Below are 21160 nucleotides of genomic sequence, written 5' to 3'. Positions count from 1 at the left end.
CGCTACAGCGCAGCTTTTCAGCCCGCGCGAGCACTCCGGACGTGCCTTCGGAACCGCAGCAGGACCGGACGGGATTGCGTCCTCTTAAACGCCATTCGCGCCAGGCAAGACTCCCATTGGGCCAAGCCCTAACTGAAACAGGATTACTCATGTCCTTTGCTTCCCTCGGTCTCTCCGAGGCTTTGGTCCGCGCTATCGAAGATGCGGGCTATACCGAGCCTACTCCGGTGCAACAGCGGGCCATCCCCGCCGTGTTGCAAGGTCGCGACCTGATGGTTGCGGCACAGACAGGTACCGGTAAAACCGGCGGTTTCGCCCTGCCGATCCTCGAGCGGCTGTTCCCCAACGGCCACCCGGACAAATCCCAGCGTCACGGCCCGCGCCAACCGCGCGTGCTGGTCCTGACCCCGACCCGCGAACTCGCGGCCCAGGTTCACGACAGCTTCAAGATCTACGCCCGTGACCTGAAATTCGTCAGCGCGTGCATCTTCGGCGGCGTCGGCATGAACCCGCAGGTTCAGGCCATGTCCCGCGGCGTGGACGTCCTCGTTGCCTGCCCGGGTCGTCTGCTCGACCTGTGCGGCCAGGGCAGCGTCGATCTGTCCCACGTTGAAATTCTCGTGCTCGACGAAGCCGACCGCATGCTCGACATGGGCTTCGTCCATGACGTGAAGAAAGTCCTCGCGCGCCTGCCGGCCAAACGCCAGAACCTGCTGTTCTCGGCGACCTTCTCCAAAGACATCACTGACCTTGCCGGCAAGCTGCTGCACAACCCGGAACGCATCGAAGTGACGCCGCCGAACACCACGGTCGAGCGCATCGAACAACGCGTCTTCCGTCTGCCAGCCAGCCACAAGCGTGCACTGCTGGCCCACCTGATCACCGCCGGCGCGTGGGAACAGGTGCTGGTGTTCACCCGCACCAAGCACGGCGCCAACCGTCTGGCCGAATATCTGGACAAACACGGCCTGCCGGCTGTGGCGATCCACGGCAACAAAAGCCAGAACGCTCGCACCAAAGCCCTGGCCGACTTCAAGGCGAATCAGGTGCGCATCCTGGTAGCGACCGACATCGCGGCTCGCGGTCTGGACATCGACCAGTTGCCACACGTGGTCAACTTTGAACTGCCGAACGTCGATGAGGACTACGTGCACCGCATCGGCCGTACCGGCCGTGCCGGCCGTTCGGGCGAGGCGATCTCGCTGGTCGCGCCGGACGAAGAAAAGCTGCTGAAAAGCATCGAACGCATGACCAAGCAGAAAATCGCCGACGGCGACCTGATGGGCTTCGATGCCAGCACCATCGAGGCCGAGAAGCCGGAAGCCCGTGAACGTCCGGACATGCGCAACCCGCGCAACGCCCGTGGCCCACGCGGCGACGGCCCGAATGGTGGCGGTGGCGGCGGCGGTCGTAAAGACAAAGGCAAAGACAAGGGCAAGGAAAAACCGGCCGGCGAACGCGGTGAGCGTGGCGAGCGTGGTGAACGTTCTGCCCGTCAACAAAAGCCGCGCGAAGGCACCCAGGCTCGCGAACAACGCCAGCCGAGCCAGCCGCCACGCATCCCGGCAGATCGCGCTCCGGATGAATTCCTCGACGACGATATCGATAATTTCGGCAACCGCGTTGACTACGTGCCGAAGCAGGCTCCGGCCGGTGGCCGTGGTCGCCGTCCTGGCGGTCAGGGCCAGGGCGCAGGTTCGGGCGCGCCACGCGGCGGTCAGTCGCAAGGTCGCCAGAACGGCCCGCGCAACAGCAACGGTTCGAGCACCGGCACCCCGCCAGGCAAACGCAACGGCCCGCGCAATGGCGCCCCGCGTGACGGCCAGGGTCGTCGCGATGAAAACTCGCGCAACCGCCGCCCGGCCCGTGACGATCAGCAACGCGCTGAACCGGCCGTGCAGAACCCGCGCAGCAGCGGGCCGAAGATCATGCACAAGGAATCGAAAGCCGACCGCTTCCCGACGCCTGAGCAGCTGGATCAACTGCCAAGCCGCCCACGCGGTGAAAAACCGGCCTTGCTGACCCGCAATCGCTGAGTTTTCGACTGCTATGAAAAATGCCCCGGCCTGAAAACCGGGGCATTTTTTTGTGCGTCGCCGAGACGAGCGTTGCCGAAGGCAATAAAAAAACGCCCCCGGTCGCAAGACCGCGGGCGTTTTTGTGTGTCAGGCGAAAATTACTTCGCTTTGACACCTTCAAACGAGATGTACAGGTCGACGTTGTCGGACTGTGGACCCAGATCCATCATCTTGCCGAAATCAGAGCGCTTGATGCTGGTAGTGCCTTCGAAGCCGGCACGGTAGCCGCCCCATGGATCCTTGCCTTCACCCAGGAAAGTGGCCTTGACCACGATCGGCTTGGTCACGCCGTGCAGGGTCAGGTCGCCGGTGACGTCAGCCGTGTCTTTGCCAGCGGCGTTCTTGCCGGTGGATTTGACGCTGGTGGAAACGAACTTGGCGTCGGCGAATTTGCCCACATCCAGGAAGTCTTTGCTGGCGATGTGCTTGTCACGCTCGGCGTGGTTGGTGAACACGCTGGCGGTCTTCACGTCGAATTCGATCTTGCTGTCTTCAGGCTTGGCAGCGTCGAAGCTGAACTTGCCGCTGATGTCCTTGAAGGTACCCGTGATGTAGCTGTAGCCCAGGTGGCTGATCTTGAAGTCGACGAAGGCGTGCTGGCCTTCTTTATCAACCACGTAGTCAGCGGCCATCACGTTGGCGGACAGAACGGCAGAACCGATTGCCAGAGCGGCCAGAGTCTTTTTCAACATGCTTTGTTTTCCTTTGGAGTCGAGGTTGAACATCAGGCTTTGCGTCCCAGCATTCGTGTCAGGGTCGCATCACGATCGATAAAGTGGTGCTTCAATGCTGCCAACGCATGAAGGCCGGAAAAAATTACCAGCGCCCACGCCAGCCAGAGATGAATCACACCGGCGGTATCTGCCTGATCCGGTAGTCCGGAAACCAGTGCAGGAACTTCAAACAGGCCAAACACCGGGATCCCGACACCGTCTGCGGTGGAAATCAGGTAACCGGCAATCATCACGGCAAACAGACCGAAGTACAGAAATGCGTGGCCGAACTTCGCGCCGAGGCGCGTCATGCGGCTGTAGCTTTCCAGCGACGGCGGCGGCGGACTGACAAAGCGCCACAACACCCGCAACACCATCACCCCCAGCAGCACCAGACCGATGCTCTTGTGCAGATCCGGCGCGTCTTTGCGCCAGGTGCTGTAGTAATCCAGCCCCACCATCCACAAGCCCAGCGCAAACAGCCCGAAGACCGCCAGCGCCACACCCCAGTGCATGAAGATGCTGACCCAACCGTAGCGCGAAGAAGAGTTACGTAGCTGCATTGCCCAAATCCTGTGAGAACTGCGAACCAAGACTAGCGAGTTATCTATCGAATTAAAGCGGAAAATTTTGCTTTGAAATATCGAGAAATACGATCAAGAGTCTGGAAGTGGCGTGTTAAGGAAAGATTAAAGGCGATTTTGCCCAGGTGCGGTTGAGAAAGGGCTGGCAGACCCTCCCCCCATTTCTGCGGCGTGATACGAGGCATGGACCTCGCCGCTCCGCTCGCAGAGACGGCCACGTAGGACAAACATTAACGATATATATGTATTGCAGATTGCGAATTTGCCCATGTTCAAATGAAAACTCAGGCATTCATTTGACAGGTGAAAACATGGCTCTACGATACATTCCTTTTCAAGCAAGTGGATCATCGGTACTACCTCCCAATCAAACAATGACAGCGGGGCAATATCTTCAATCCGAAAACGGCCGATTCCGTTTACTATTACAAAGTGATGGAAATCTAGTAATTAAAGATGGAGAAGCCGTGATCTGGATTGCAGATAGCAATCAGGCTTACAGTAAAACACTCCATCAAAAGAGAATGCGCGAACCTCTGCAATTCGTCATTAGTAACAACGGATTCCTATATGATCCTTCCCGAAGGCGTTTATGGATCGCGGAAGGCAACCACAGTACTGATAAATCGCTTTGGTACAACGCTCACCTCATCCTGCAGGATGATGGAAATCTAGTCATCTATGACGGACGGACTGGGAAACTCAGCTGGGCCCGCTGGGGGTTTGTCCCCGGCAGATTTCCTAAGCCAAGGCCTCTCAAGATCTTGTCTGAAGGCATTCCAATATTCATATGGAATTTCCCATAAAATCCGCCCTCTAAGCGCTTCAATTAATAGTCAAAGAGCATTCAGCTAATTTACCGAGCACTCCGGTTTAAATGGATCAATCTTGCATTTATGTGCTAACTCGAAATCATTCCTGGGAATCATCGGGATTTTCAATGGGTCTCTGCACTCACCCAATACGCACCCAGAAAGTGCAACTGACAGGATCAACAATATTGTAAATTTCATAGATGCTCCAAGTTTTTATGGAGCCTATGGCGTACGGCGAGCTGCAAGCAATCAATCCCTTCCGAATAATTTGTGGGATGTTTCCGATTGCTTTGAAAGATCACCGGCACTGCTCAAAAAAAACGTAATAACCAAGCATCTGATAGTGGATGAACGCGAAAAAAAACGCGGCCCGTATGGCCGCGCTTTTTATTGAAGCAAAGGCTTACTGAGCCTTCGTATCAGTGGTTGCCGCCGGTTTGGCCGCTGGCTTCTTCGCCGGTTCAGCTTTTTTCACCGCAGGTTTGGCTGCAGGTTTTTTCGTTTCGGTCTTGGCCGCCGGTTTCTTCGCTGCTGGTTTGGCTGGCGCTTTCTTCGCCGGCTCGGCCTTCACCGGAGCCGCTGGCTTCGGTGCTTCTACCGGGGCAGGCGCAGGCGCCGGGGTCGGTGCAGGGGCTGGAGCGGCTGGAGCAGGTGCCGGCTCTGGCGCTTTTACTGGCTCTGGCTTCTTGTCGTCGTCCGAACCACCGAACAGGTTGGTGAAGAAGTTGCCTTTCTTCGCTGCCGTGGCCGCACCCGCTGCACCTGCCGCCGCGGCTGCGGTGGCCGCTGCCGGGCCGACCTTGATCGGTTCGAAGGATTTGCCTGCCGCCAGGTCTTCAACCTGACTGGCCGCGCGCTGGCCGGTGCGCAGCGCGCCTTCCAGGGTGCCCGGGTACAAGGTGTCGGTGTGTTCGCCGGCAAACGCTACGCGTTGCAGTGGACGTTCCCACAGGCGCCAGAATTTGCTGATCTGGCCAGGACCGAAGGCCAGGTAAGAGCCGCCAGTCGACGGGTCGGTGCTGTAACGACGGATTTCATAGCCGGTGAACGAGCCACGGGCCTGTGGATAAAAGGCGTGAAGACGGATCAGCACCTGATCGACCATCTGCTTGTCGCCAAAGGCCTGCATGACGCGGGCGTTGTCGCCGGACAGGTTGATCACCACGTTGGCGCCGCCCTTCAGGGCTGGCTCGATCCACAACATGCCCAGGCCGGTGTTGCTGTAGATCTCGCCGGACATCCGCGCCTTGCTTTCCCACACCGGCGTCTTGAACTTCAACATGATCTGGTCGCGCCAGCCGTAGTTGGTGCCCTTGATCGCGGCCAGGTGCTGGGCATCCAGCGCCGGGGTCAGCTGGATCTTGTTGAGGGCGCGCAACGGCACCGCCAGCACGACGTAATCCGCCTGGTAGCCAACGCTGCCGACCTTGACGGTGACGCCATCCTTGTCCTGGGTGATGGCGGACACCGGCGAGCTGGTCTTGATGGTTTTCAGCTGTTTGACGAAGGCCTGGGCCAGCACCGGGCTGCCGCCGACCAGACGCGAAGCGCGCAGGTCACGGTCGGACACGCCGCGATACACCCGGCTCTGCTGCGCGAAATACAGCAGCGACAGACGCGAAGGCTCGTCGTAGTGGGTGCGGATATCCTGGTTGATCAGCTGACGCGCAGTGGCCGGCAGATTCTGCTTGTCGAGCCAGCTCGAGACGTTGATCTGGTCCAGGGCGTGCAGAGTGTTGGTCGCCGCCGGATTCTGCGGGTCGTCGATCGAGCGCGCCAGATCGTCACGGGTTTTCTCGTAGCGCTTGAGCGCTTCGGCCGTGGCCGGTTGTTTGGTGGTGAGGTCGGCGACGGAGAAATACTCGCCGTCGATCAGGTAACCCGGAGTCCGCACGAATTCAGGGGCTGGCGTGGTGTTCAGCTTGAAGGTCGACACGTACTTGTTCAGCACCGGTTGAGTCTTGTCGTTGCCGATCCACTCGCTGGTGGCCATGCCCGAGCGACCGCCCAGGCTCGGTTTGGCTTCGAGCAGCGTGACTTGCCAGCCCTTGTTCTGCAGTTCGTAAGCCGCCGTCAGGCCCGACAGGCCGCCGCCGATCACGATTGCGGTTTTATCCTTGGCCAGCGCCGTAACGCTAAACAGCCCCAACACCACTAGCGCACAGGCGCGCAGCCAACCGACAGACATTCAGCGAACTCCGGAAAAACACGTAGGAAAATGCAGTTTTGCGGGTCATACGACCCAAAGAATCGCGAAGAATACGTCAGCCATCAAAACGCCGCCAGCGACGTCTATCGGCCCGTACAAAGTAGCTCAATCGACACAATGGGTTGTTCCGGCGCGATGCATTGCATAGGCTTGCGCGATTGTTTGCCCGCGCCTGACGCGAGCCGCCTCGAGGAGACTGAACATGGGCCTGAACAACCAGTGGATGCAACGCGATCTCGCGGTGCTGTGGCATCCCTGCACCCAGATGAAAGACCACGAACAGCTGCCGCTGATCCCGATCAAGCGCGGTGAAGGTGTCTGGCTGGAAGACTTCGAAGGCAAGCGTTATCTGGATGCGGTCAGCTCCTGGTGGGTCAACGTGTTCGGCCACGCCAACCCGCGCATCAATCAGCGCATCAAGGATCAGGTCGATCAGCTGGAGCACGTGATTCTGGCCGGTTTCAGCCATCAGCCGGTGATCGAACTGTCCGAGCGTCTGGTGAAGATGACGCCGGAAGGCCTGAACCGGGTGTTCTACGCCGATAACGGTTCGTCCTGCATCGAAGTCGCGCTGAAAATGAGCTTTCACTACTGGCTCAACCGCGGCCAGCCGAACAAGAAGCGCTTCGTCACCCTGACCAACAGCTACCACGGCGAAACCATGGCGGCGATGTCGGTCGGCGACGTGCCGCTGTTCACCGAGACCTACAAAGCGTTGCTGATGGACACCCTCAAGGTGCCGAGCCCCGATTGCTACCTGCGTCCGCAGGGCATGAGCTGGGAAGAACACTCGCGCAACATGTTCGCGGCCATGGAGCAGACGCTGGCGGAAAATCATGACAGCGTCGCGGCCGTGATCGTCGAGCCGCTGATCCAGGGCGCCGGCGGCATGCGCATGTATCACCCGGTCTATCTCAAGTTGCTGCGCGAGGCTTGCGACCGTTACGGCGTGCACCTGATCCACGACGAAATCGCCGTCGGTTTCGGTCGCACCGGGACGATGTTCGCCTGCGAACAGGCCGGCATCCGACCGGACTTCCTCTGCCTGTCGAAAGCCCTCACCGGCGGTTACCTGCCGTTGGCGGCGTGCCTGACCACCGACGAGGTTTACGGCGCGTTCTACGACGACTACCCGACCCTGCGCGCCTTCCTGCATTCGCACAGCTATACCGGCAACCCGCTCGCGTGCGCGGCAGCGCTGGCGACCCTGGACATTTTCGAGCAGGACAACGTGATCGAGCGCAACCGGGCGTTGGCTCAACGCATGGCCTCGGCGACGGCGCATCTGGTGGATCATCCGAATGTCTCGGAAGTCCGTCAGACCGGCATGGTCCTGGCCATCGAGATGGTCAAGGACAAAGCCACGAAAGAGGCTTATCCGTGGCAGGAACGCCGCGGCCTGAAGGTGTTCCAGCATGCGCTGGAGCGTGGCGCATTGCTGCGTCCGCTGGGCAGTGTGGTGTATTTCCTGCCGCCGTACGTAATCACCCCGGAGCAGATCGACTTCCTTGCCGAAGTCGCCAGCGAAGGCATCGACATCGCCACCCGCGAGAGCGTCAGCGTGGCGGTACCGAAGGATTTCCATCCCGGGTTCCGTGATCCGGGTTGATTCGGCTTACTTGAGATTTGCAGTGCCTGGACTGCCTCTTTCGCGAGCAAGCTCGCTCCCACAGCGAAATGCATTCTAAATGTGGGAGCGAGCTTGCTCGCGAATGAAGTCGACTCCGATCCAACTGATTCACATCTTTTCAGAGAACCACCATGAGACTGTCCCGCTTCTTTATCGACGCCCCGCTGAGCACCGGCGAACACGAACTGCCGGAAGCCCAGGCGCATTACATCAGCCGCGTGCTGCGCATGGCCGAGGGCGATGCGGTGCAGTTGTTCGACGGTTCCGGCCACGAGTTTCGCGGATCGCTGGTGGAAGTCGGCAAGAAACGCGTGGTGGTGCAGATCGACGAGCAGTTCGCAGGTCAGGTCGAATCGCCGTTGCAAATCCACCTCGGCCAGGGCCTGTCACGGGGCGAGCGGATGGACTGGGCGATCCAGAAAGCCACCGAACTGGGCGTGACCGAAATCACCCCGATCTTCAGCGAGCGCTGCGAAGTCCGCCTCAAGGACGAACGCGCCGACAAACGCCTGCTGCACTGGCGTCAGGTGGCAATCAGCGCTTGCGAGCAATGCGGTCGTTCGCGGGTGCCGGTGATTCACCCACCGGTGCTGCTCACCGACTGGCTGAAGCAGACCGAAGCCGAGCTGAAACTGGTGCTGCACCCGGTCGCCGAGCCGTTGATCAGCCACGCCAAACCATCGACTCTGGCGTTCCTGATCGGCCCCGAAGGCGGCTTGTCCGACGCCGAAGTCGAGCAGGCCAAGGCCAACGGTTTCCAAGCCGCCCGCCTCGGCCCGCGCGTGCTGCGCACCGAGACCGCGCCAGTTGTGGCGCTGGCGGTGGCGCAGCAACTGTGGGGTGATTTCTAACCCGTCACTGCACCGGATCACTGATCGGTCTGGCAATGATTGCCTTGAGTTCGCTGGTCATCGGGAACTCAAGGTTCAAGCCTTTGGGCGGGATCGGCTGTTCGAACCACTTGCGGTAGATCCCGTTGATCTCCCCCGAGCTGTACAGGTCGGCCAACACACCGTTGACCAGTGCAAGGAACTGCGGATCATCCTTGCGCACCATGCAGCTGTAGATTTCCCGCGATTGCTCCTCCCCCACCACGACCCAGTTGTGCGGGTCGCGCGCCTTGGCCCGCTCGCCGTAGAGCAATGCATCGTCCATGTAGAACGCCGCCGCGCGCCCCGATTGCAGCATCTGGAACGCCTCGCCGTGATCCTTGGCACTGATCACGAACATGTTCAATTTGTGATCGAGGTTGTAGCTCTTCAGATAGCGCTCGTTGGTGGTGCCGGCGGTGGTCACCACGTTCTTGCCGCGCAGGTCATCGAAGCTGTGGATTGCGCTGTCCTTTGCGGTCAACAACTGGCCTTTGACGTAGATGAAACCGTAGGAGAACGCGACCTGCTTCTGCCGTTCGGCCGTCACTCCGGTGGAGCCGCATTCAAGGTCGACCGTGCCGTTCTGCACCAACGGAATCCGCGTCTGCGAGGTCACCAGGTTGTACTTCACCTTCAGCTCCGGCAGCGCCAACTGCTGTTTGATGCGCTCGACGATCCTGTCCGCCAGTTCCACCGAATACCCCATTGGCTGCCCGGTGTGATCGCCCACATACGAGAACGGCACCGACGCATCGCGATAACCCAGGGTGATGCTGTTGGCGCTGGCAATCTTGCCGAGCGTACCGGTCAGCGGCACTTCATTGGCCTGTGCCTGGGCGCCGATGAACAGCGCCAGTGTGCAGCCGAGCAACGTGATTTTTTGCATTGTTATTCTCCGTTGTGGGTGGGGTGTTTTAGCAGAAAACGTCACGCCGCACGGGGATTGAACCCGTGCAGATCAATGGATGTGCGTTGCTGGCCGATCAGTTCGCTGAGCAACTGCCCGCTGCCGCAGGCCAGGGTGAAACCGAGCGCACCGTGGCCGAGGTTGAGCCACAGATTGCGATACGCCGTGGCGCCCAGCAGCGGAACGCCGGTGGGCGTTGCCGGACGCATGCCGGCCCACTCAATGGCGGCGTCATAGTGGCCGGCGTCGGGAAAGGTGTCGCGGGCCTGGCGTTTGATCAGCGCCAGTCGCTCGGGGTCCACCGCCGGGTCGAAACCGACGATGTCGACCATCGCCGCCACGCGTAACTGTTCGCCGATGCGGGCGTAGACGATCTTGCGGTCGTAGTCGGTGATGCTGACGTCCGGTGCCCGGTGTTCAATGCCAATCGGTACGGTCAGGCTGTAGCCCTTCAGCGGATACAGCGGCAGGCGCAGGCCGGGCAGCGCCAGCAACGGGCTGCGATGGCCGGCGGCGATTACCAGTTGTTCGACCGGGAGGGTTTCTTCGCCAAGTTCGATGGCCGTGACGGCGCCGTGGCTGTGACGGATGCCGGTGACTGCCTGACCGAGGCGAAACTCGCAGCGGCCCGACGCGTTCAATCGCGCCGCCAACTGTTGGCAGAAACCGTGGCAGTCGCCGACTTCTTCATCCGGCGTGTAGATCGCGCCCACAAACGGCGCCTTGGCCAATGCCGGTTCCAGTTGCGTACATTCGGTGGCGGACAACACCTGCTGTTGCTGCGGATCGGCCAGGCCCTTGCGCGCATGATCGAAGCTGGCGGCGTTGCGGAAGGTCACCAGTTTGCCGTTGCGCCGCCAGTTGAAACCGGCCAGCCCGTCGTCCTCGCGCCAGCGTTTCAGCGTGCTCTGGCTGAACAGCGCCAGACGCAACAGATGCGCGGCGTTTTCACGATTGACCGAGGTGCGGCAGGCGGCGAGAAACGACGCCATCCAGCGCCACTGCGTCGGGTCCAGGCGCGGGCGCAGCTTCAGCGGTGAATCGCCGCGCAGGATCCAGCCGATCGCCTGCAGCGGCACACCGGCATCGGCCAGCGGCGCAACATAGCGATAGGACAACTGGCCGCCGTTGGCGAAGCTGGTTTCGCTGCCCAGCGACTGCCGCGCCTCGACCACTGTCACTTCGAAGCCGTCGCGCACCAGCGCATAGGCCGTTGCCAACCCGATCACGCCGCCGCCGATGATGCACACACGCTGAGCCATGTCCGTCCTTAATCGCTCTTGAAGACGAGACCGAGGTTAGGGCGAGGTGACAGGCGTCGAACAATGAATAAAGATGCCAGACCTATAAACCAAGGTTATGGACTCGCCATGCGCCTTCGTCATATCGAGATTTTCCAGGCCATCCGCCAGACCGGCTCGGTCAGCGCCGCTGCGCAATTGCTGCACGTCTCGCAACCGGCGGTGACCAAGGTGTTGCAGCACGCCGAACAGCAGTTGGGTTTTCCATTGTTCCTGCGGGTGCGCGGCAAGTTGCAGGCGACCCCGGAAGCGCTGGAGCTGGAGCGCGAAGTCGACAAGGTCACCGAAAGCCTGCAAAGCGTGCGGCGTCTGGCCCAGAGCCTGCGCCGCGAGCCCGGCCACAGCCTGCGGATCGGCGCGACGCCTGCGCTGGCGCTGTCATTGCTGCCGCCGGCGATCCGGCAATGGACGGCGCAGTTCCCGGACATTGCCTGCGAACTGTCCAGCGCCCACAGCCGCGAGCTGATGCAGAACCTGCTGATGCGCGAAGTGGACGTGGCCCTGACGTTGCAGTTGCCGGATCATCCAGGGCTGAAGGCGCAGGCATTGGCAGTGGGCGTGTTGGTGGCGCTGGCACCGAAAGGTTACTGGCCCGAGGAAGACGCGGGTCAGCCGTTGTCGCTGATGGCCCTGGTCGATGCGCCGCTGATCGGGCTGTCCAGCGCCGACCCGCTGGCCGCCCGGCTCGACAGTTATCTGGAAGCCGTCGAACCACCGCCTCGAGTGCGGATTGCCGTGCAGACTTACTCACTGGCGCGAGCGATGGTGGAGTCCGGCGCCGGGGTGGCGGTGATCGATCCGTTCACCGCGCTGGGTGCCTCATCGGCCACCACCTCTATCCGCCCTCTCGCCCCGCCGCTACCGATCACGCTGTACGCCGTGACCCGCGCCACTGAACCTTTGCCGCATACCCTGAATGATTTGCTGCAGATCTTCAGTCAGCGCGCCCGGGAACAACTCGACCGACTGATGCGCCCTTAAAGGACATAAAACAGAATCGCCACAAAGTGCAGCAAGCTCCCGGCGATCACGAACAGATGCCAGATCCCGTGGGCATGCCGTAACCGATGGTCGAGGGCGAAAAAGATGATCCCCACGGTATACAGCACGCCCCCCGACGCCAGCCAGGCAAACCCCGCAGCCCCCAGCGCCGCAATCAGCGGCTTGACCGCCACCAGCACGATCCAGCCCATCACCGCGTAAATCACGATCGACAGGATCCGCGCCTCGGAGCGCGGTTTGATCTCTTGCAGGATGCCGATCAGCGCCAGGCTCCAGACAATCCCGAACAACGTCCAGCCCCACGGCCCGCGCAGGGTCACCAGGCAGAATGGCGTGTAACTCCCGGCGATCAGCAGGTAGATCGAAAAGTGATCGACCTTCTTCATGATCGCTTTCTTGCGCCCGCGCACGCTGTGGTACACGGTGGATGCGCTGTAGAGCACCAGCAAGGTGAAGGCGTAAATCGCCACGCTGACGATCTTCCACGGGCTGCCGTCGAGGCTGGCGATCACCAGCATCCAGACGCCCCCGACAAACGCCGCTACCGCCCCGACCAGATGCGTCCAGGCGTTCAGTTTTTCTCCGTGATACATGTGTCGCACACCTCGATTTCATTACCGCAGCGCGCAAGGCTCGGGCCTTGAGCGTAAAAGCGCAATGTTTCCGTTCAACGCGGGCCTGCGCCTGTCCTGATATTTGGGCACAATCGACCGATACCAAGAAGAGTCCGCGCCATGCTGATCGACGAAGAATTGACCCTGAAGAAACTCGAGGTGTTCCTCGCCTTCATGCGCACCGGCAACCTCGCCCGCGCCGCCGCCGAGTTGCAGACCAGCAACGTCAGCGTGCACCGCGCAATCCATTCGCTGGAAAGCGCCCTGCGCTGCCCGTTGTTCAAGCACGAAGGGCGCAACCTGACGCCGCTGGAAAGCGCCTTCGTACTCGAAGAGCGGGCGCAGAAGCTGATTCAGGACGTGGTCGAAAGCGTGCGCCTGACCCGCGAAGCCGCCGGGTTCTCGGCCGAGCGCTTCAAGCTCGGTTCGCTGTATTCACTGACGGTGAAGACCGTGCCGCAGCTGATCATGGGTTTGAAGATCCGCCGCAGCGAACTCAACATCGACCTGATCCTCGGCTCGAACATCGACCTGCTCTACAAACTGAAAAACATGGAAGTCGACGCGATCCTGGTGTCGCTGGACGACACCGTCAACGACCCGGACTGCGAACAGATTCCGCTGTTTTCCGACGATATCTTCCTCGCCACCCCGGCCGATTCCCGTTTTGCTCAGCGCAGCGAAGTGGACTTGGCGCAGGTGCGCGACGAAACCTTCATCACCCTCACCCAAGGCTTCGCCACCCATCAGGACGGCGTCCGGGTGTTCAGGCAAGCGGGGTTCGAACCGAAGGTGGCGATGCAGGTCAACGACATCTTCACCCTGCTGAGCATGGTCAGCTCCGGGGTCGGTTATGCGTTGCTGCCGGGGAGGATTGCGGCGGTGTACGAGAACCGGGTGAAGCTGATTCCGTTGCAGGAGAAGTACCGGTTGCAGCAGCACATCGGCGTGGTGTTTTTGAAGGCCAAGGAGCGGGATCCGAATTTGCTGGCGTTGCTGGCGGAGTGTCGGATGTATGCCAATCGCCAGGTCTCCCAATGATCGTTCCCACGCAGAGTGGGAACGATCACCCATCATCGTCCTAGCCCATCAAACCACGCATCAGCAGAAACAACAGCGAAGGCCCGAGCAAGCATCCAAGTGCGGTATAGAACGCCGCCGTCAGGCAACCATAAGGCACCAGTTTCGGATCGGTGGCCGCCAACCCTCCGGCCACACCACTGGATGTCCCCATCAAACCGCCAAAAATCACCGCACTGCGTGGGTTGTTCAGACCGATCATCGGCGCCACGAACGGCGTCATTACCATCACCAGAATCGCCTTGATCAACCCTGCGGCGATAGACAGCGCCATGACCTCGGAACTCGCGCCAATGGCCGCGCCGGTTACCGGTCCGACGATGTAGGTCACCGCCCCTGCGCCAATGGTCGTCAGACTCACCGCATCGGTATAACCGAATGCCATCGCCACCCCGACCCCGGCAACAAATGACGTGCCCACGCCGACAAACAACGCCAGCACACCAACAAACCCGGCCCGCTTCAGCTCATCGACACTGACGCCAAACGCCGTGGCAACAATCGCGAAGTCCCGCAGCATGGCGCCGCCAAGTAAACCGATACCCGACAACAACGGAATATCCACGACCCCTTTCTGACCGCCAGTCAGGGCTCCGCCGATATACGACAGCACCAAGCCGAGCAAAATGGCGATGGCCGAGCCGTGCAGACGGCCCTTGGTGAAGGTGTTGGACATCCAGTAGGACACCCACATGGTCAGGCCGACAATCAGGAAACCGCTGATCAGCCCGTAGCCGGTGATGACTTTCATCATTGATTCGTACATGGCGCTCACCCCGCAGTCTTGGCAGGTGTGATCGGCGCCGGTTCCTTGTTACCCAGGCGCACCAGCACCGGCACCAAGGCAAAGGCAATGACCACGGCGAGCGTTCCCGCAAGGATCGCCATCGGCCCGCCCTTCAGCGCGCCGTAAACATTCTGTTGCGCGGCCATGGCGACCACGATCGGAATGTAGATCGCACTCCAGAACTCGACGCCCTGTTCGGTCTTGCCCTTGAGCCAGCCACTTTTGTTCAAGTAACTGCCCAACCCGATCAACAGCAGCATCGCAATACCGACACCGCCGACATTGGCCGGCACGCCGATCAACTTGCCGAGCAGTTCACCGACCCAGATACCCACCAGCGTACAAAAGGCGAGAAACGCCACACCGTAAATAATCATTGTTGTAGTCCTCAAAGTGCATCGTCGAATGTTGTTTTTGTTGTTCGAAGCCTGAGTCGGTGATTTAGGGTCGTCGGCCCTCCTCCTCTCGCAACAGCGCCTGCAAGGTGTCGAGCCGGGCACTGTCGAAGGCAGTGACGGTCCCCTGTTCGAACACCCGGCGCGCCAGCCCGGTCAGCACCGCACCGGGCGGCAGTTCGATCTGTAGTCGCACGCCGCGCTCGTAGGCGCTTTGCACGGTGCCGCGCCAGTCCACCACGCGGCACATGTTGAAGGCGAGGTCGTCGCGCAGCGCTTCTACCTTGGTCACAGGCCTTGCGCGACTGCCGCTCAGGTAAGCGATTTTTGGTGTTTTCAGCTCTACCTGGGTGAACGCCTCGGCGAGGGTTTGTGCCGGCTCATCCAGCAACGGGCAGTGGGACGGCACGCTGACCGCCAGACGTTTTGCCAGCCCGGCGCCACGGCTGCGCGCCAGCTCGGCCACTGCCTGCATCGCCTTGTCGCTGCCGGCAATCACCACCTGGTTATCAGCGTTGATGTTGGCCAGGTACACCGGTGTATCTGCGCTGTGCACCTGAGCCAGCAAATCTTCGACTGTGGAGAGTTGCAGACCGATGATCGCGGTCATCCCGAAGCCCTGTGGAAAAGCCTGCTGCATCAACTCGCCGCGCAGGCTGACCAGATGCAACGCATCGCTGAAGCTCAACGCTCCCGCGACCACCGCTGCCGGGTACGCACCGATGGACAGGCCGGCGACGTAATCGGCGGTAAGTCCGGCCTGCAACAATTGCCGCGAGGCGGCGACGCCGGCGATCAGCAGGCAGAGCTGAACCGCCCGGGTGCTGCGTAATGCTTCGCCGGAATCCAGCCGCAAGACGTCTTCACCGAGGCTATCGCTGGCCTCAATCAGCGTTTCCCGAGGCAAACGCTGGAGCATGCCGGGCTGCTGCGCGCCCTGACCGGGAAACACCAACAGGCTGGTCACGCTGCCAGCTCCTGCGGGTTCCACGGATCGCTCACCAGACAGGCTTCATGGGCGTTTTTCAGCAGCACCCGCGAAGTTTTTCCGGCCCACTCGCGCAGGGCGACAGCACCGAATGGCGTCTGCAACTGCATGTCGACCCGGCAGATCGCCTGATCGAAAACCGCCACCAGTTCACGTGCCTGGTGACGGGTGATGAGTTGCGGTGTACGCAGGATCAGATCGAGATCGCTGGCATCGTGCATGGCTGCAAAACCGCTCGCCAGTTCAAACCCGACACTGCCACTGACACCCCAGACCCAGCCGCAATCATCGAGCATCGACCGCAGTTGCCGAAGTGCCTGCATGACCGGCAGATCACGCTGGCTGTCGACCTGACAAAGCGCTTCCGGGCTGACCCGGCAAGCAATCGAATCGAGCGCCATGAACGCCGCCAACCGCTGCTCACGCAAGCGACCGCGCACGCCCACCGCCACGAATCCCTCCTCACTCAACGCCCGCCGCACCACCACCGGTTGCCCGGCAGCCAGCGAGTCAATCGCCCACTGCGGCGCTTCCGCCGGCAGTTGCGCCGGCGTCATGCCCCACAGCAGGTCGTGGGCCAGAGGCGTGTTCACCACTGCGCCCTCAACAGTTCACGCACGCGGCTGGAGGCTTCGCGATTTTTCGCACCGAGACGATTGCTCAAATCCGTCGCGCCAATATCGCCGATCGCCTGCTTCAGGCATTCGCCGACCCGCGCCAGATCCTCCGCTGTCGGCTGATCGATCTGCTGCACCGACAGGGTTTCCCAGAGCAATCCGAGGCTGGCGTAGCTGTCGATGTCATAAGCCATCGGCGGCACGCTGGACGCCAGGGCTTCCAGCTCTTCGACGCTGCGCAGGGTCACCCGCGCCGCCGACGCCTTGCCCATCGCATGCACCATCACCCCCGGATCACGCAGGGCGATCAAGCGGTTGGCCTGATAACCGTGGGCCAGAAATGCCCCGGACATGGCCTTGCCCACCAGCAACGCAATCACCGGATGCCCGGCCAAACGGGCGCGGGCGTAAGCGTCTGCCGCACCGGCCAGCGCCTGATGAATGCCGAGGGCTTCTTCGCGGCGACCATAGGCCTGGCTCGGCACATCGACGATGGCGATCAAGGGACGCTTTTGCGTTTTGTCACGGTCGGCGGTGATCGCATCATCCACAGCCTTGGCCAGGCCCCAGCCTTCGAGCAATCCGACTTCACCGTTGCGAGCCCGAGGGAAACGGTTTTGCGGATCGGCGACCACGGCGATAAAACGCCCGAGTGCCCCGTCGGCGACCTTCAGCGATGGCGGCAAACCTTCAACGGCATTCGCGCCAGCGCTCAAGGCGTTGAACCAGTTCAAACCGCGCACGGAATAACCGCTCATGAGCGCTCTCCTTGATACAGATCGCGAACCACCGAAGGCTCGATTTGCTTGTCAGTGTCCAGGCTCGTCAGGCGTTGCAGGAACCACTCGGCACGCTGGCTGCGCGGTTGTTTCGGCAAGCCCAGTTGCAGCAACTCGCCGACCTGTTGACGAATCTGCACCACGTCATCGGCGACATAACGGTCCACCAGACCACTGGCAAACCGTTGCTCGCCACCGGTCAGGCTCCAGATGAAGGGCCGGTCGCGGGAGTCGTATTCCTCGATCCCGGCTTCCTGCTCGATCACCTGTGGGCCGTTCAGGCCGAGGCGTGCTTCCTGGGTCACCAGCAAATAGCTGCACAGGGCGGCGGCAATCGACATCCCGCCAAAACAACCGACGCTGCCGGCCACCACGCCGACCACCGGTTGGTACTGCTGTAGATCGACAATCGCCGCGTGGATGTCGGCAATCGCCGCCAGTCCGAGGTTGGCTTCCTGCAAGCGCACGCCGCCGGTTTCCAGCAGCAGGATGGCGCGGGTCGGGATGCCTTTGCGGTTGTCTTCAGCCGCCAGTTCCAGTGTGCCGGCTATTTTGGCGCCACCGACTTCACCAAGACTGCCGCCCTGAAACGCGCCTTCAATCGCCGCGATCACCACCGGCAAACCGTCGAGGCTGCCCTTGGCGATCACCACTCCATCATCGGCCTGCGGCACCACGCCCTGACGTTCGAGCCATGGCGACATGACGCGTTGAAACGGATCGAGCAGTTCGCGAAAGGTGCCGGCGTCGAGCAAGGCTTTTGCCCGCTGCCGAGCACCAAGTTCGACGAACGAATGTTTGTGCAGAAGCGCTGAGGTATCAGTCATGGCCGATCTCCTCGAAGCCTTGTTCCAGACGCAGGCGCACCACGCCCGGGGTCGCGCCGAAATCGTGGATATCGATGGCCATCGCCGGCGGTGTGGTGCCGTCGAACATCCGCGCAAACAGATGTTGCCAGCGCTGCTGCGCACCGTTGACCGAGGTCTGCACATTGATAGTCAGCTTGCCGGCCAGGCCCGGTTCGATCAGCACTTCCAGATCGCCCGAGCCGACACAACCGACCAGCGCCCGACCGCATGGCGGCTGCCCGGCGGGGAATTCAAAGGATAAGGTTTCCATCAAAACGCTCCCTGAAAGATGCCGTTGCACTCGATCCGGTCGAGCAACAACGTGGCGGCGAGCAAGTCGGCGGCGCCACCGGGCGAGGCATTCAATGCGATGAGTTGTTGATCCAGTTCATGCAAGCGGCGGCGACCGGTGAGGCTGGCACTGCCACCGGCGTCGAGCACTGCCTGGGCGCCGTGCTGCATGGCGTGCAGGCCCTGTTCGCCGGCGCGGTACAGCACGCAGGTATCGGCGAGCCTGGTCATGATCGCCAGCAAGCCATCGAGCCGGGCGTTCTGTTCGCCATGGCCGGCGGCGCGGCTGCGTTTGAGCTGCGGCAAACCGCGCTGCACCACCGACGGGAAGCCGAGTTGCGCTTCTTCCCGGGCACCGCGAGCGCCGTAGCGTTGGGCGACTTGCGCGCCATGGCTCAGTGGGCGCTGCGCATAACGGTCATCGAGCAATGCCAGACGCGCAGCGCGCAGGGTAACGGCGCCAGCGCTGGTGGACTTGGTGTCCAGCGCAGCAGCCGTGACCAGCAGGCCCAGCGCCCAGATCGCCCCGCGATGGGTGTTCACGCCGTGGGTGGTGGTGAGCATCGCCTGCTCGCCTTCCCGTCCGATGCGGCCGATGGCTTCGCGCAGCGGCAAGCCGATCTCGGCGAATTCAAGCGCGGCTTCAGCCATTTCCTTGAACGCCGGCCACAGCGCCAACGCCGAGGCATGCATCAATCCCAGGTGCAGGTCAGTGTGCGCACCATTTCCGCGTCGGTCGACCAGCGCCGGTTTCGGCGACAGGTCGGCTTCGTCGATCAGCGCGTCCACTGCCAGGTCCGCTAATCGGTCAGCCAGAGAAACAGGTTTCGCTTTCAGGTTGAGTGCGTGCATTACCAGCTCCTGAACTTGGCGGGCGGGTTGTAGAGGCCGCCGGACCACTCGACCAGATCGGCCACGCTTTTCGCCGCGAGCAATTCGCGGGTGGCGTCGGTGCGACGGATGCCAAGGTCTTCGGGCAAGGCGATCAGGCCTTCGCGGCGCATGCGTTCAGTGTCTTTCGGGTTGTGGCGCAAGCCGATGGCAGTGACGCCGGCAACGGCAGCGATCATCGCCTGACGCTCTTCCAGCGAGCGCGCCTTGTACAGGTAGGCGATGCCTTCTTCGGTGAGCAGGTGGGTGACGTCGTCGCCGTAGATCATGATCGGCGCCAGCGGCATGCCGCTTTTCTTCGCCACGTCCACCGCGTCGAGGGTCTCGACGAAGGTCGGTTTGCCGCCCTCCTGGAAGGTCTCGACCATCTGCACCACAAGCTTCTTGCCGCGTTCGAGCATCGGCTGCTGCGAATCGTCATGGCGCATGTCGAGCCAGGCCGGGGTGCCATGACGGCGACCGCGCGGATCGTGGCCCATGTTCGGTGCGCCGCCGAAACCGGCGAGGCGGCCACGGGTCACGGTAGAGGAATGGCCATCGCCATCGACTTGCAGGGTCGCGCCGATGAAAAGGTCCACCGCGTATTGCCCGGCCAGTTGGCAGAACATCCGGTTGGAACGCAGCGAGCCGTCGCGCCCGGTGAAGAACACGTCCGGGCGAGCGGCAATGTAGTTTTCCATGCCCAGTTCGGTGCCGAAGCAATGCACGCTTTCGACCCAGCCGCTTTCAATCGCCGGGATCAGCGTCGGATGCGGGTTAAGCGTCCAGTTACGGCAGATCTTGCCCTTGAGGCCGAGGGATTCGCCGTAGGTCGGCAGGATCAGTTCGATGGCCGCGGTGTTGAAACCGATGCCGTGGTTCAGCGACTGCACGTTGTGTTTTTCGTAGATGCCGCGGATCGCCATCATCGCCATCAACACGTGCACAGGCTTGATGTGGCGAGGGTCGCGGGTGAACAGCGGTTCGATGTAGAACGGCTTGTCCGCCACCACCACGAAATCCACCCACGATGCGGGAATATCCACGCGAGGCAGTTCGCTGACGTCGTCCACCAGTTGGTTGACCTGGACGATGACGATGCCGTCGCTGAAGGCTGCCGGTTCAATCAGCGCCGGGGTGTCTTCGGTGCTCGGGCCGGTGTAGATGTTGCCGGCACGGTCGGCCATGAACCCGGCCGAGAGCACGACGTTGGGAATCAGGTCCACCACCAGCCGGGCGTAGAGTTCGATGTAGGTGTGGATCGCGCCGACTTCCAGCAGACCGTCTTCAAGCAACTGGCTGATGCGCAGGCTCTGGGTGCCGGCGAAGGAGAAATCGAGTTTGCGAGCGATGCCGCGTTCGAACAGGTCCAGATGCTCGGAGCGACCGACGCTGGGCATGATCATGTGCAGGTCGTGGAGCTTTTCAGGATCGGCCCTGGCCAGAGAGCGCGAGAGGAAATCTGCCTGCTTCTGGTTGTTGCCCTCCAGCACCACACGGTCGCCGGGCAGGATCAGTGCCTCAAGCGCCGCGACGATCCTGTCGGTGGGCAACACCGCACCGTCGGCCAGCCCGCGCACCTTGTCGAGGCGCCGCTGCTTCTCGTCACGCCGCCGCGTCCAGCGCGAGTCGGGGGATATTGTTGTTGTCATGCTCACTCCACGGGTTCGCTGTCGTGGAGCTACCTTAGGAGTGTCAGGTGGGGGCATCAATCAAGCGCGGTGGCAAACCGTTACGGTCAGCGTAATGAATACTGGCCTCATCGCTGGCAAGCCCTGGT

Annotated in this window: 21 protein-coding genes; 6 read left to right on the top strand and 15 right to left on the bottom strand. The window is 61.6% G+C overall.

All coding sequences use genetic code 11. The features are described 5' to 3' along the window. Window positions 1-149: 149 nt before the first annotated feature. Window positions 150-2036: an RNA helicase RhlE2 gene (gene rhlE2 / locus AC1MDC_RS09540; protein ID WP_480392906.1), complete on the top strand. Its 1887-nt coding sequence runs from the start codon at window positions 150-152 to the stop codon at window positions 2034-2036. 140 nt (window positions 2037-2176) lie between these two features. On the opposite strand, the gene AC1MDC_RS09535 is transcribed toward rhlE2, so the two are convergent. Further along, on the bottom strand, window positions 2177-2770 hold the full coding sequence (locus AC1MDC_RS09535) for a YceI family protein (protein WP_085697911.1): 594 nt from the start codon (window positions 2768-2770) through the stop codon (window positions 2177-2179). A 32-nt stretch (window positions 2771-2802) separates the two neighbouring features. Next, window positions 2803-3354, bottom strand: a complete 552-nt coding sequence (locus AC1MDC_RS09530) for a cytochrome b (protein WP_085689662.1) — start codon at window positions 3352-3354, stop codon at window positions 2803-2805. Window positions 3355-3686: 332 nt separating this feature from the next. On the opposite strand from AC1MDC_RS09530, the gene llpB reads away from it, so the two are divergent. Next, on the top strand, window positions 3687-4181 hold the full coding sequence (llpB, locus tag AC1MDC_RS09525; RefSeq protein ID WP_227233767.1) for a lectin-like bacteriocin LlpB: 495 nt from the start codon (window positions 3687-3689) through the stop codon (window positions 4179-4181). Between the two features lie 412 nt (window positions 4182-4593). Here the strand turns inward: llpB and AC1MDC_RS09520 are convergent, their stop codons facing one another. Then, window positions 4594-6378, bottom strand: coding sequence for a flavin monoamine oxidase family protein (locus AC1MDC_RS09520; RefSeq protein WP_480392905.1), 1785 nt, complete (start codon window positions 6376-6378; stop codon window positions 4594-4596). A gap of 223 nt (window positions 6379-6601) precedes the next feature. Here AC1MDC_RS09520 and AC1MDC_RS09515 point away from each other — a divergent pair, with 223 nt between their 5' ends. Next, on the top strand, window positions 6602-8008 hold the full coding sequence (locus AC1MDC_RS09515; protein ID WP_480392904.1) for an adenosylmethionine--8-amino-7-oxononanoate transaminase: 1407 nt from the start codon (window positions 6602-6604) through the stop codon (window positions 8006-8008). Between the two features lie 152 nt (window positions 8009-8160). After that, window positions 8161-8880, top strand: coding sequence for a 16S rRNA (uracil(1498)-N(3))-methyltransferase (locus AC1MDC_RS09510; RefSeq protein ID WP_480392903.1), 720 nt, complete (start codon window positions 8161-8163; stop codon window positions 8878-8880). Between the two features lie 4 nt (window positions 8881-8884). Here AC1MDC_RS09510 and AC1MDC_RS09505 read toward each other — a convergent pair whose 3' ends face one another. Both AC1MDC_RS09505 and AC1MDC_RS09500 read right to left on the bottom strand, forming a co-directional pair. Beyond that, window positions 8885-9787 (bottom strand): transporter substrate-binding domain-containing protein, encoded by a 903-nt coding sequence (locus AC1MDC_RS09505; protein WP_085702894.1) that lies wholly within the window; start codon window positions 9785-9787, stop codon window positions 8885-8887. Window positions 9788-9828: 41 nt separating this feature from the next. After that, window positions 9829-11070 (bottom strand): D-amino acid dehydrogenase, encoded by a 1242-nt coding sequence (locus AC1MDC_RS09500; RefSeq protein WP_480392902.1) that lies wholly within the window; start codon window positions 11068-11070, stop codon window positions 9829-9831. 108 nt (window positions 11071-11178) lie between these two features. Between AC1MDC_RS09500 and AC1MDC_RS09495 the strand changes: the two genes are divergently transcribed. Further along, window positions 11179-12090: a LysR family transcriptional regulator gene (locus AC1MDC_RS09495; protein ID WP_480392901.1), complete on the top strand. Its 912-nt coding sequence runs from the start codon at window positions 11179-11181 to the stop codon at window positions 12088-12090. Here the strand turns inward: AC1MDC_RS09495 and trhA are convergent. Further along, window positions 12087-12704, bottom strand: coding sequence for a PAQR family membrane homeostasis protein TrhA (gene trhA, locus AC1MDC_RS09490; RefSeq protein WP_480392900.1), 618 nt, complete (start codon window positions 12702-12704; stop codon window positions 12087-12089). The genes AC1MDC_RS09495 and trhA overlap by 4 nt on opposite strands. A gap of 141 nt (window positions 12705-12845) precedes the next feature. Between trhA and AC1MDC_RS09485 the strand changes: the two genes are divergently transcribed. After that, the gene (locus tag AC1MDC_RS09485) at window positions 12846-13766 is read left to right on the top strand and encodes a LysR family transcriptional regulator (RefSeq protein WP_085697834.1); all 921 of its coding nucleotides are present in this window, start codon (window positions 12846-12848) and stop codon (window positions 13764-13766) included. Window positions 13767-13806: 40 nt separating this feature from the next. Here AC1MDC_RS09485 and madM read toward each other — a convergent pair whose 3' ends face one another. From madM to mdcA, 9 genes are all read right to left on the bottom strand, one after another. Next, a complete protein-coding gene (gene madM / locus AC1MDC_RS09480) occupies window positions 13807-14571 on the bottom strand; it encodes a malonate transporter subunit MadM (RefSeq protein ID WP_085697912.1) in 765 nt (254 codons plus the stop codon). A 5-nt stretch (window positions 14572-14576) separates the two neighbouring features. Next, the gene (gene madL / locus AC1MDC_RS09475; RefSeq protein ID WP_025109166.1) at window positions 14577-14969 is read right to left on the bottom strand and encodes a malonate transporter subunit MadL; all 393 of its coding nucleotides are present in this window, start codon (window positions 14967-14969) and stop codon (window positions 14577-14579) included. Between the two features lie 64 nt (window positions 14970-15033). Then, window positions 15034-15954, bottom strand: coding sequence for a malonate decarboxylase subunit epsilon (gene mdcH, locus AC1MDC_RS09470; RefSeq protein WP_480392899.1), 921 nt, complete (start codon window positions 15952-15954; stop codon window positions 15034-15036). After that, window positions 15951-16571, bottom strand: coding sequence for a malonate decarboxylase holo-ACP synthase (locus AC1MDC_RS09465; protein ID WP_480392898.1), 621 nt, complete (start codon window positions 16569-16571; stop codon window positions 15951-15953). Before AC1MDC_RS09465 ends, mdcH begins: the two co-directional genes overlap by 4 nt. Then, complete coding sequence (mdcE, locus tag AC1MDC_RS09460; RefSeq protein ID WP_480392897.1) at window positions 16565-17350, bottom strand: biotin-independent malonate decarboxylase subunit gamma; 786 nt, start codon at window positions 17348-17350, stop codon at window positions 16565-16567. The genes AC1MDC_RS09465 and mdcE overlap by 7 nt, the downstream gene beginning before the upstream one ends. Further along, entirely contained in the window at window positions 17347-18198 is an 852-nt protein-coding gene (locus tag AC1MDC_RS09455) for a biotin-independent malonate decarboxylase subunit beta (protein ID WP_367255024.1), read from the bottom strand. The genes mdcE and AC1MDC_RS09455 overlap by 4 nt, the downstream gene beginning before the upstream one ends. Then, window positions 18191-18490 carry a malonate decarboxylase subunit delta gene (locus AC1MDC_RS09450; RefSeq protein WP_480392896.1) on the bottom strand — a complete coding sequence of 100 codons (300 nt, stop codon included), beginning with the start codon at window positions 18488-18490 and terminating at the stop codon, window positions 18191-18193. The genes AC1MDC_RS09455 and AC1MDC_RS09450 overlap by 8 nt, the downstream gene beginning before the upstream one ends. Next, entirely contained in the window at window positions 18490-19362 is an 873-nt protein-coding gene (locus AC1MDC_RS09445; protein ID WP_480392895.1) for a triphosphoribosyl-dephospho-CoA synthase, read from the bottom strand. Before AC1MDC_RS09445 ends, AC1MDC_RS09450 begins: the two co-directional genes overlap by 1 nt. Then, on the bottom strand, window positions 19362-21032 hold the full coding sequence (gene mdcA, locus AC1MDC_RS09440; protein WP_480392894.1) for a malonate decarboxylase subunit alpha: 1671 nt from the start codon (window positions 21030-21032) through the stop codon (window positions 19362-19364). Before mdcA ends, AC1MDC_RS09445 begins: the two co-directional genes overlap by 1 nt. Window positions 21033-21160 lie beyond the last annotated feature (128 nt).

Source organism: Pseudomonas sp. 1, from assembly GCF_056626735.1.
This window is presented reverse-complemented; position numbering and strand designations above follow the sequence as displayed.

Bases quoted from the DNA above. Each gene is read 5' to 3' on its own strand.
- mdcA (WP_480392894.1), bottom strand. From the start codon at position 21,032: ATGACAACAACAATATCCCCCGACTCGCGCTGGACGCGGCGGCGTGAC.
- AC1MDC_RS09450 (WP_480392896.1), bottom strand. From the start codon at position 18,490: ATGGAAACCTTATCCTTTGAATTCCCCGCCGGGCAGCCGCCATGCGGT.
- AC1MDC_RS09500 (WP_480392902.1), bottom strand. From the start codon at position 11,070: ATGGCTCAGCGTGTGTGCATCATCGGCGGCGGCGTGATCGGGTTGGCA.
- AC1MDC_RS09485 (WP_085697834.1), top strand. From the start codon at position 12,846: ATGCTGATCGACGAAGAATTGACCCTGAAGAAACTCGAGGTGTTCCTC.
- AC1MDC_RS09515 (WP_480392904.1), top strand. From the start codon at position 6,602: ATGGGCCTGAACAACCAGTGGATGCAACGCGATCTCGCGGTGCTGTGG.
- AC1MDC_RS09530 (WP_085689662.1), bottom strand. From the start codon at position 3,354: ATGCAGCTACGTAACTCTTCTTCGCGCTACGGTTGGGTCAGCATCTTC.
- AC1MDC_RS09520 (WP_480392905.1), bottom strand. From the start codon at position 6,378: ATGTCTGTCGGTTGGCTGCGCGCCTGTGCGCTAGTGGTGTTGGGGCTG.
- AC1MDC_RS09535 (WP_085697911.1), bottom strand. From the start codon at position 2,770: ATGTTGAAAAAGACTCTGGCCGCTCTGGCAATCGGTTCTGCCGTTCTG.
- trhA (WP_480392900.1), bottom strand. From the start codon at position 12,704: ATGTATCACGGAGAAAAACTGAACGCCTGGACGCATCTGGTCGGGGCG.
- AC1MDC_RS09505 (WP_085702894.1), bottom strand. From the start codon at position 9,787: ATGCAAAAAATCACGTTGCTCGGCTGCACACTGGCGCTGTTCATCGGC.
- madM (WP_085697912.1), bottom strand. From the start codon at position 14,571: ATGTACGAATCAATGATGAAAGTCATCACCGGCTACGGGCTGATCAGC.
- madL (WP_025109166.1), bottom strand. From the start codon at position 14,969: ATGATTATTTACGGTGTGGCGTTTCTCGCCTTTTGTACGCTGGTGGGT.
- mdcE (WP_480392897.1), bottom strand. From the start codon at position 17,350: ATGAGCGGTTATTCCGTGCGCGGTTTGAACTGGTTCAACGCCTTGAGC.
- AC1MDC_RS09510 (WP_480392903.1), top strand. From the start codon at position 8,161: ATGAGACTGTCCCGCTTCTTTATCGACGCCCCGCTGAGCACCGGCGAA.
- AC1MDC_RS09445 (WP_480392895.1), bottom strand. From the start codon at position 19,362: ATGCACGCACTCAACCTGAAAGCGAAACCTGTTTCTCTGGCTGACCGA.
- AC1MDC_RS09495 (WP_480392901.1), top strand. From the start codon at position 11,179: ATGCGCCTTCGTCATATCGAGATTTTCCAGGCCATCCGCCAGACCGGC.
- rhlE2 (WP_480392906.1), top strand. From the start codon at position 150: ATGTCCTTTGCTTCCCTCGGTCTCTCCGAGGCTTTGGTCCGCGCTATC.
- AC1MDC_RS09455 (WP_367255024.1), bottom strand. From the start codon at position 18,198: ATGACTGATACCTCAGCGCTTCTGCACAAACATTCGTTCGTCGAACTT.
- llpB (WP_227233767.1), top strand. From the start codon at position 3,687: ATGGCTCTACGATACATTCCTTTTCAAGCAAGTGGATCATCGGTACTA.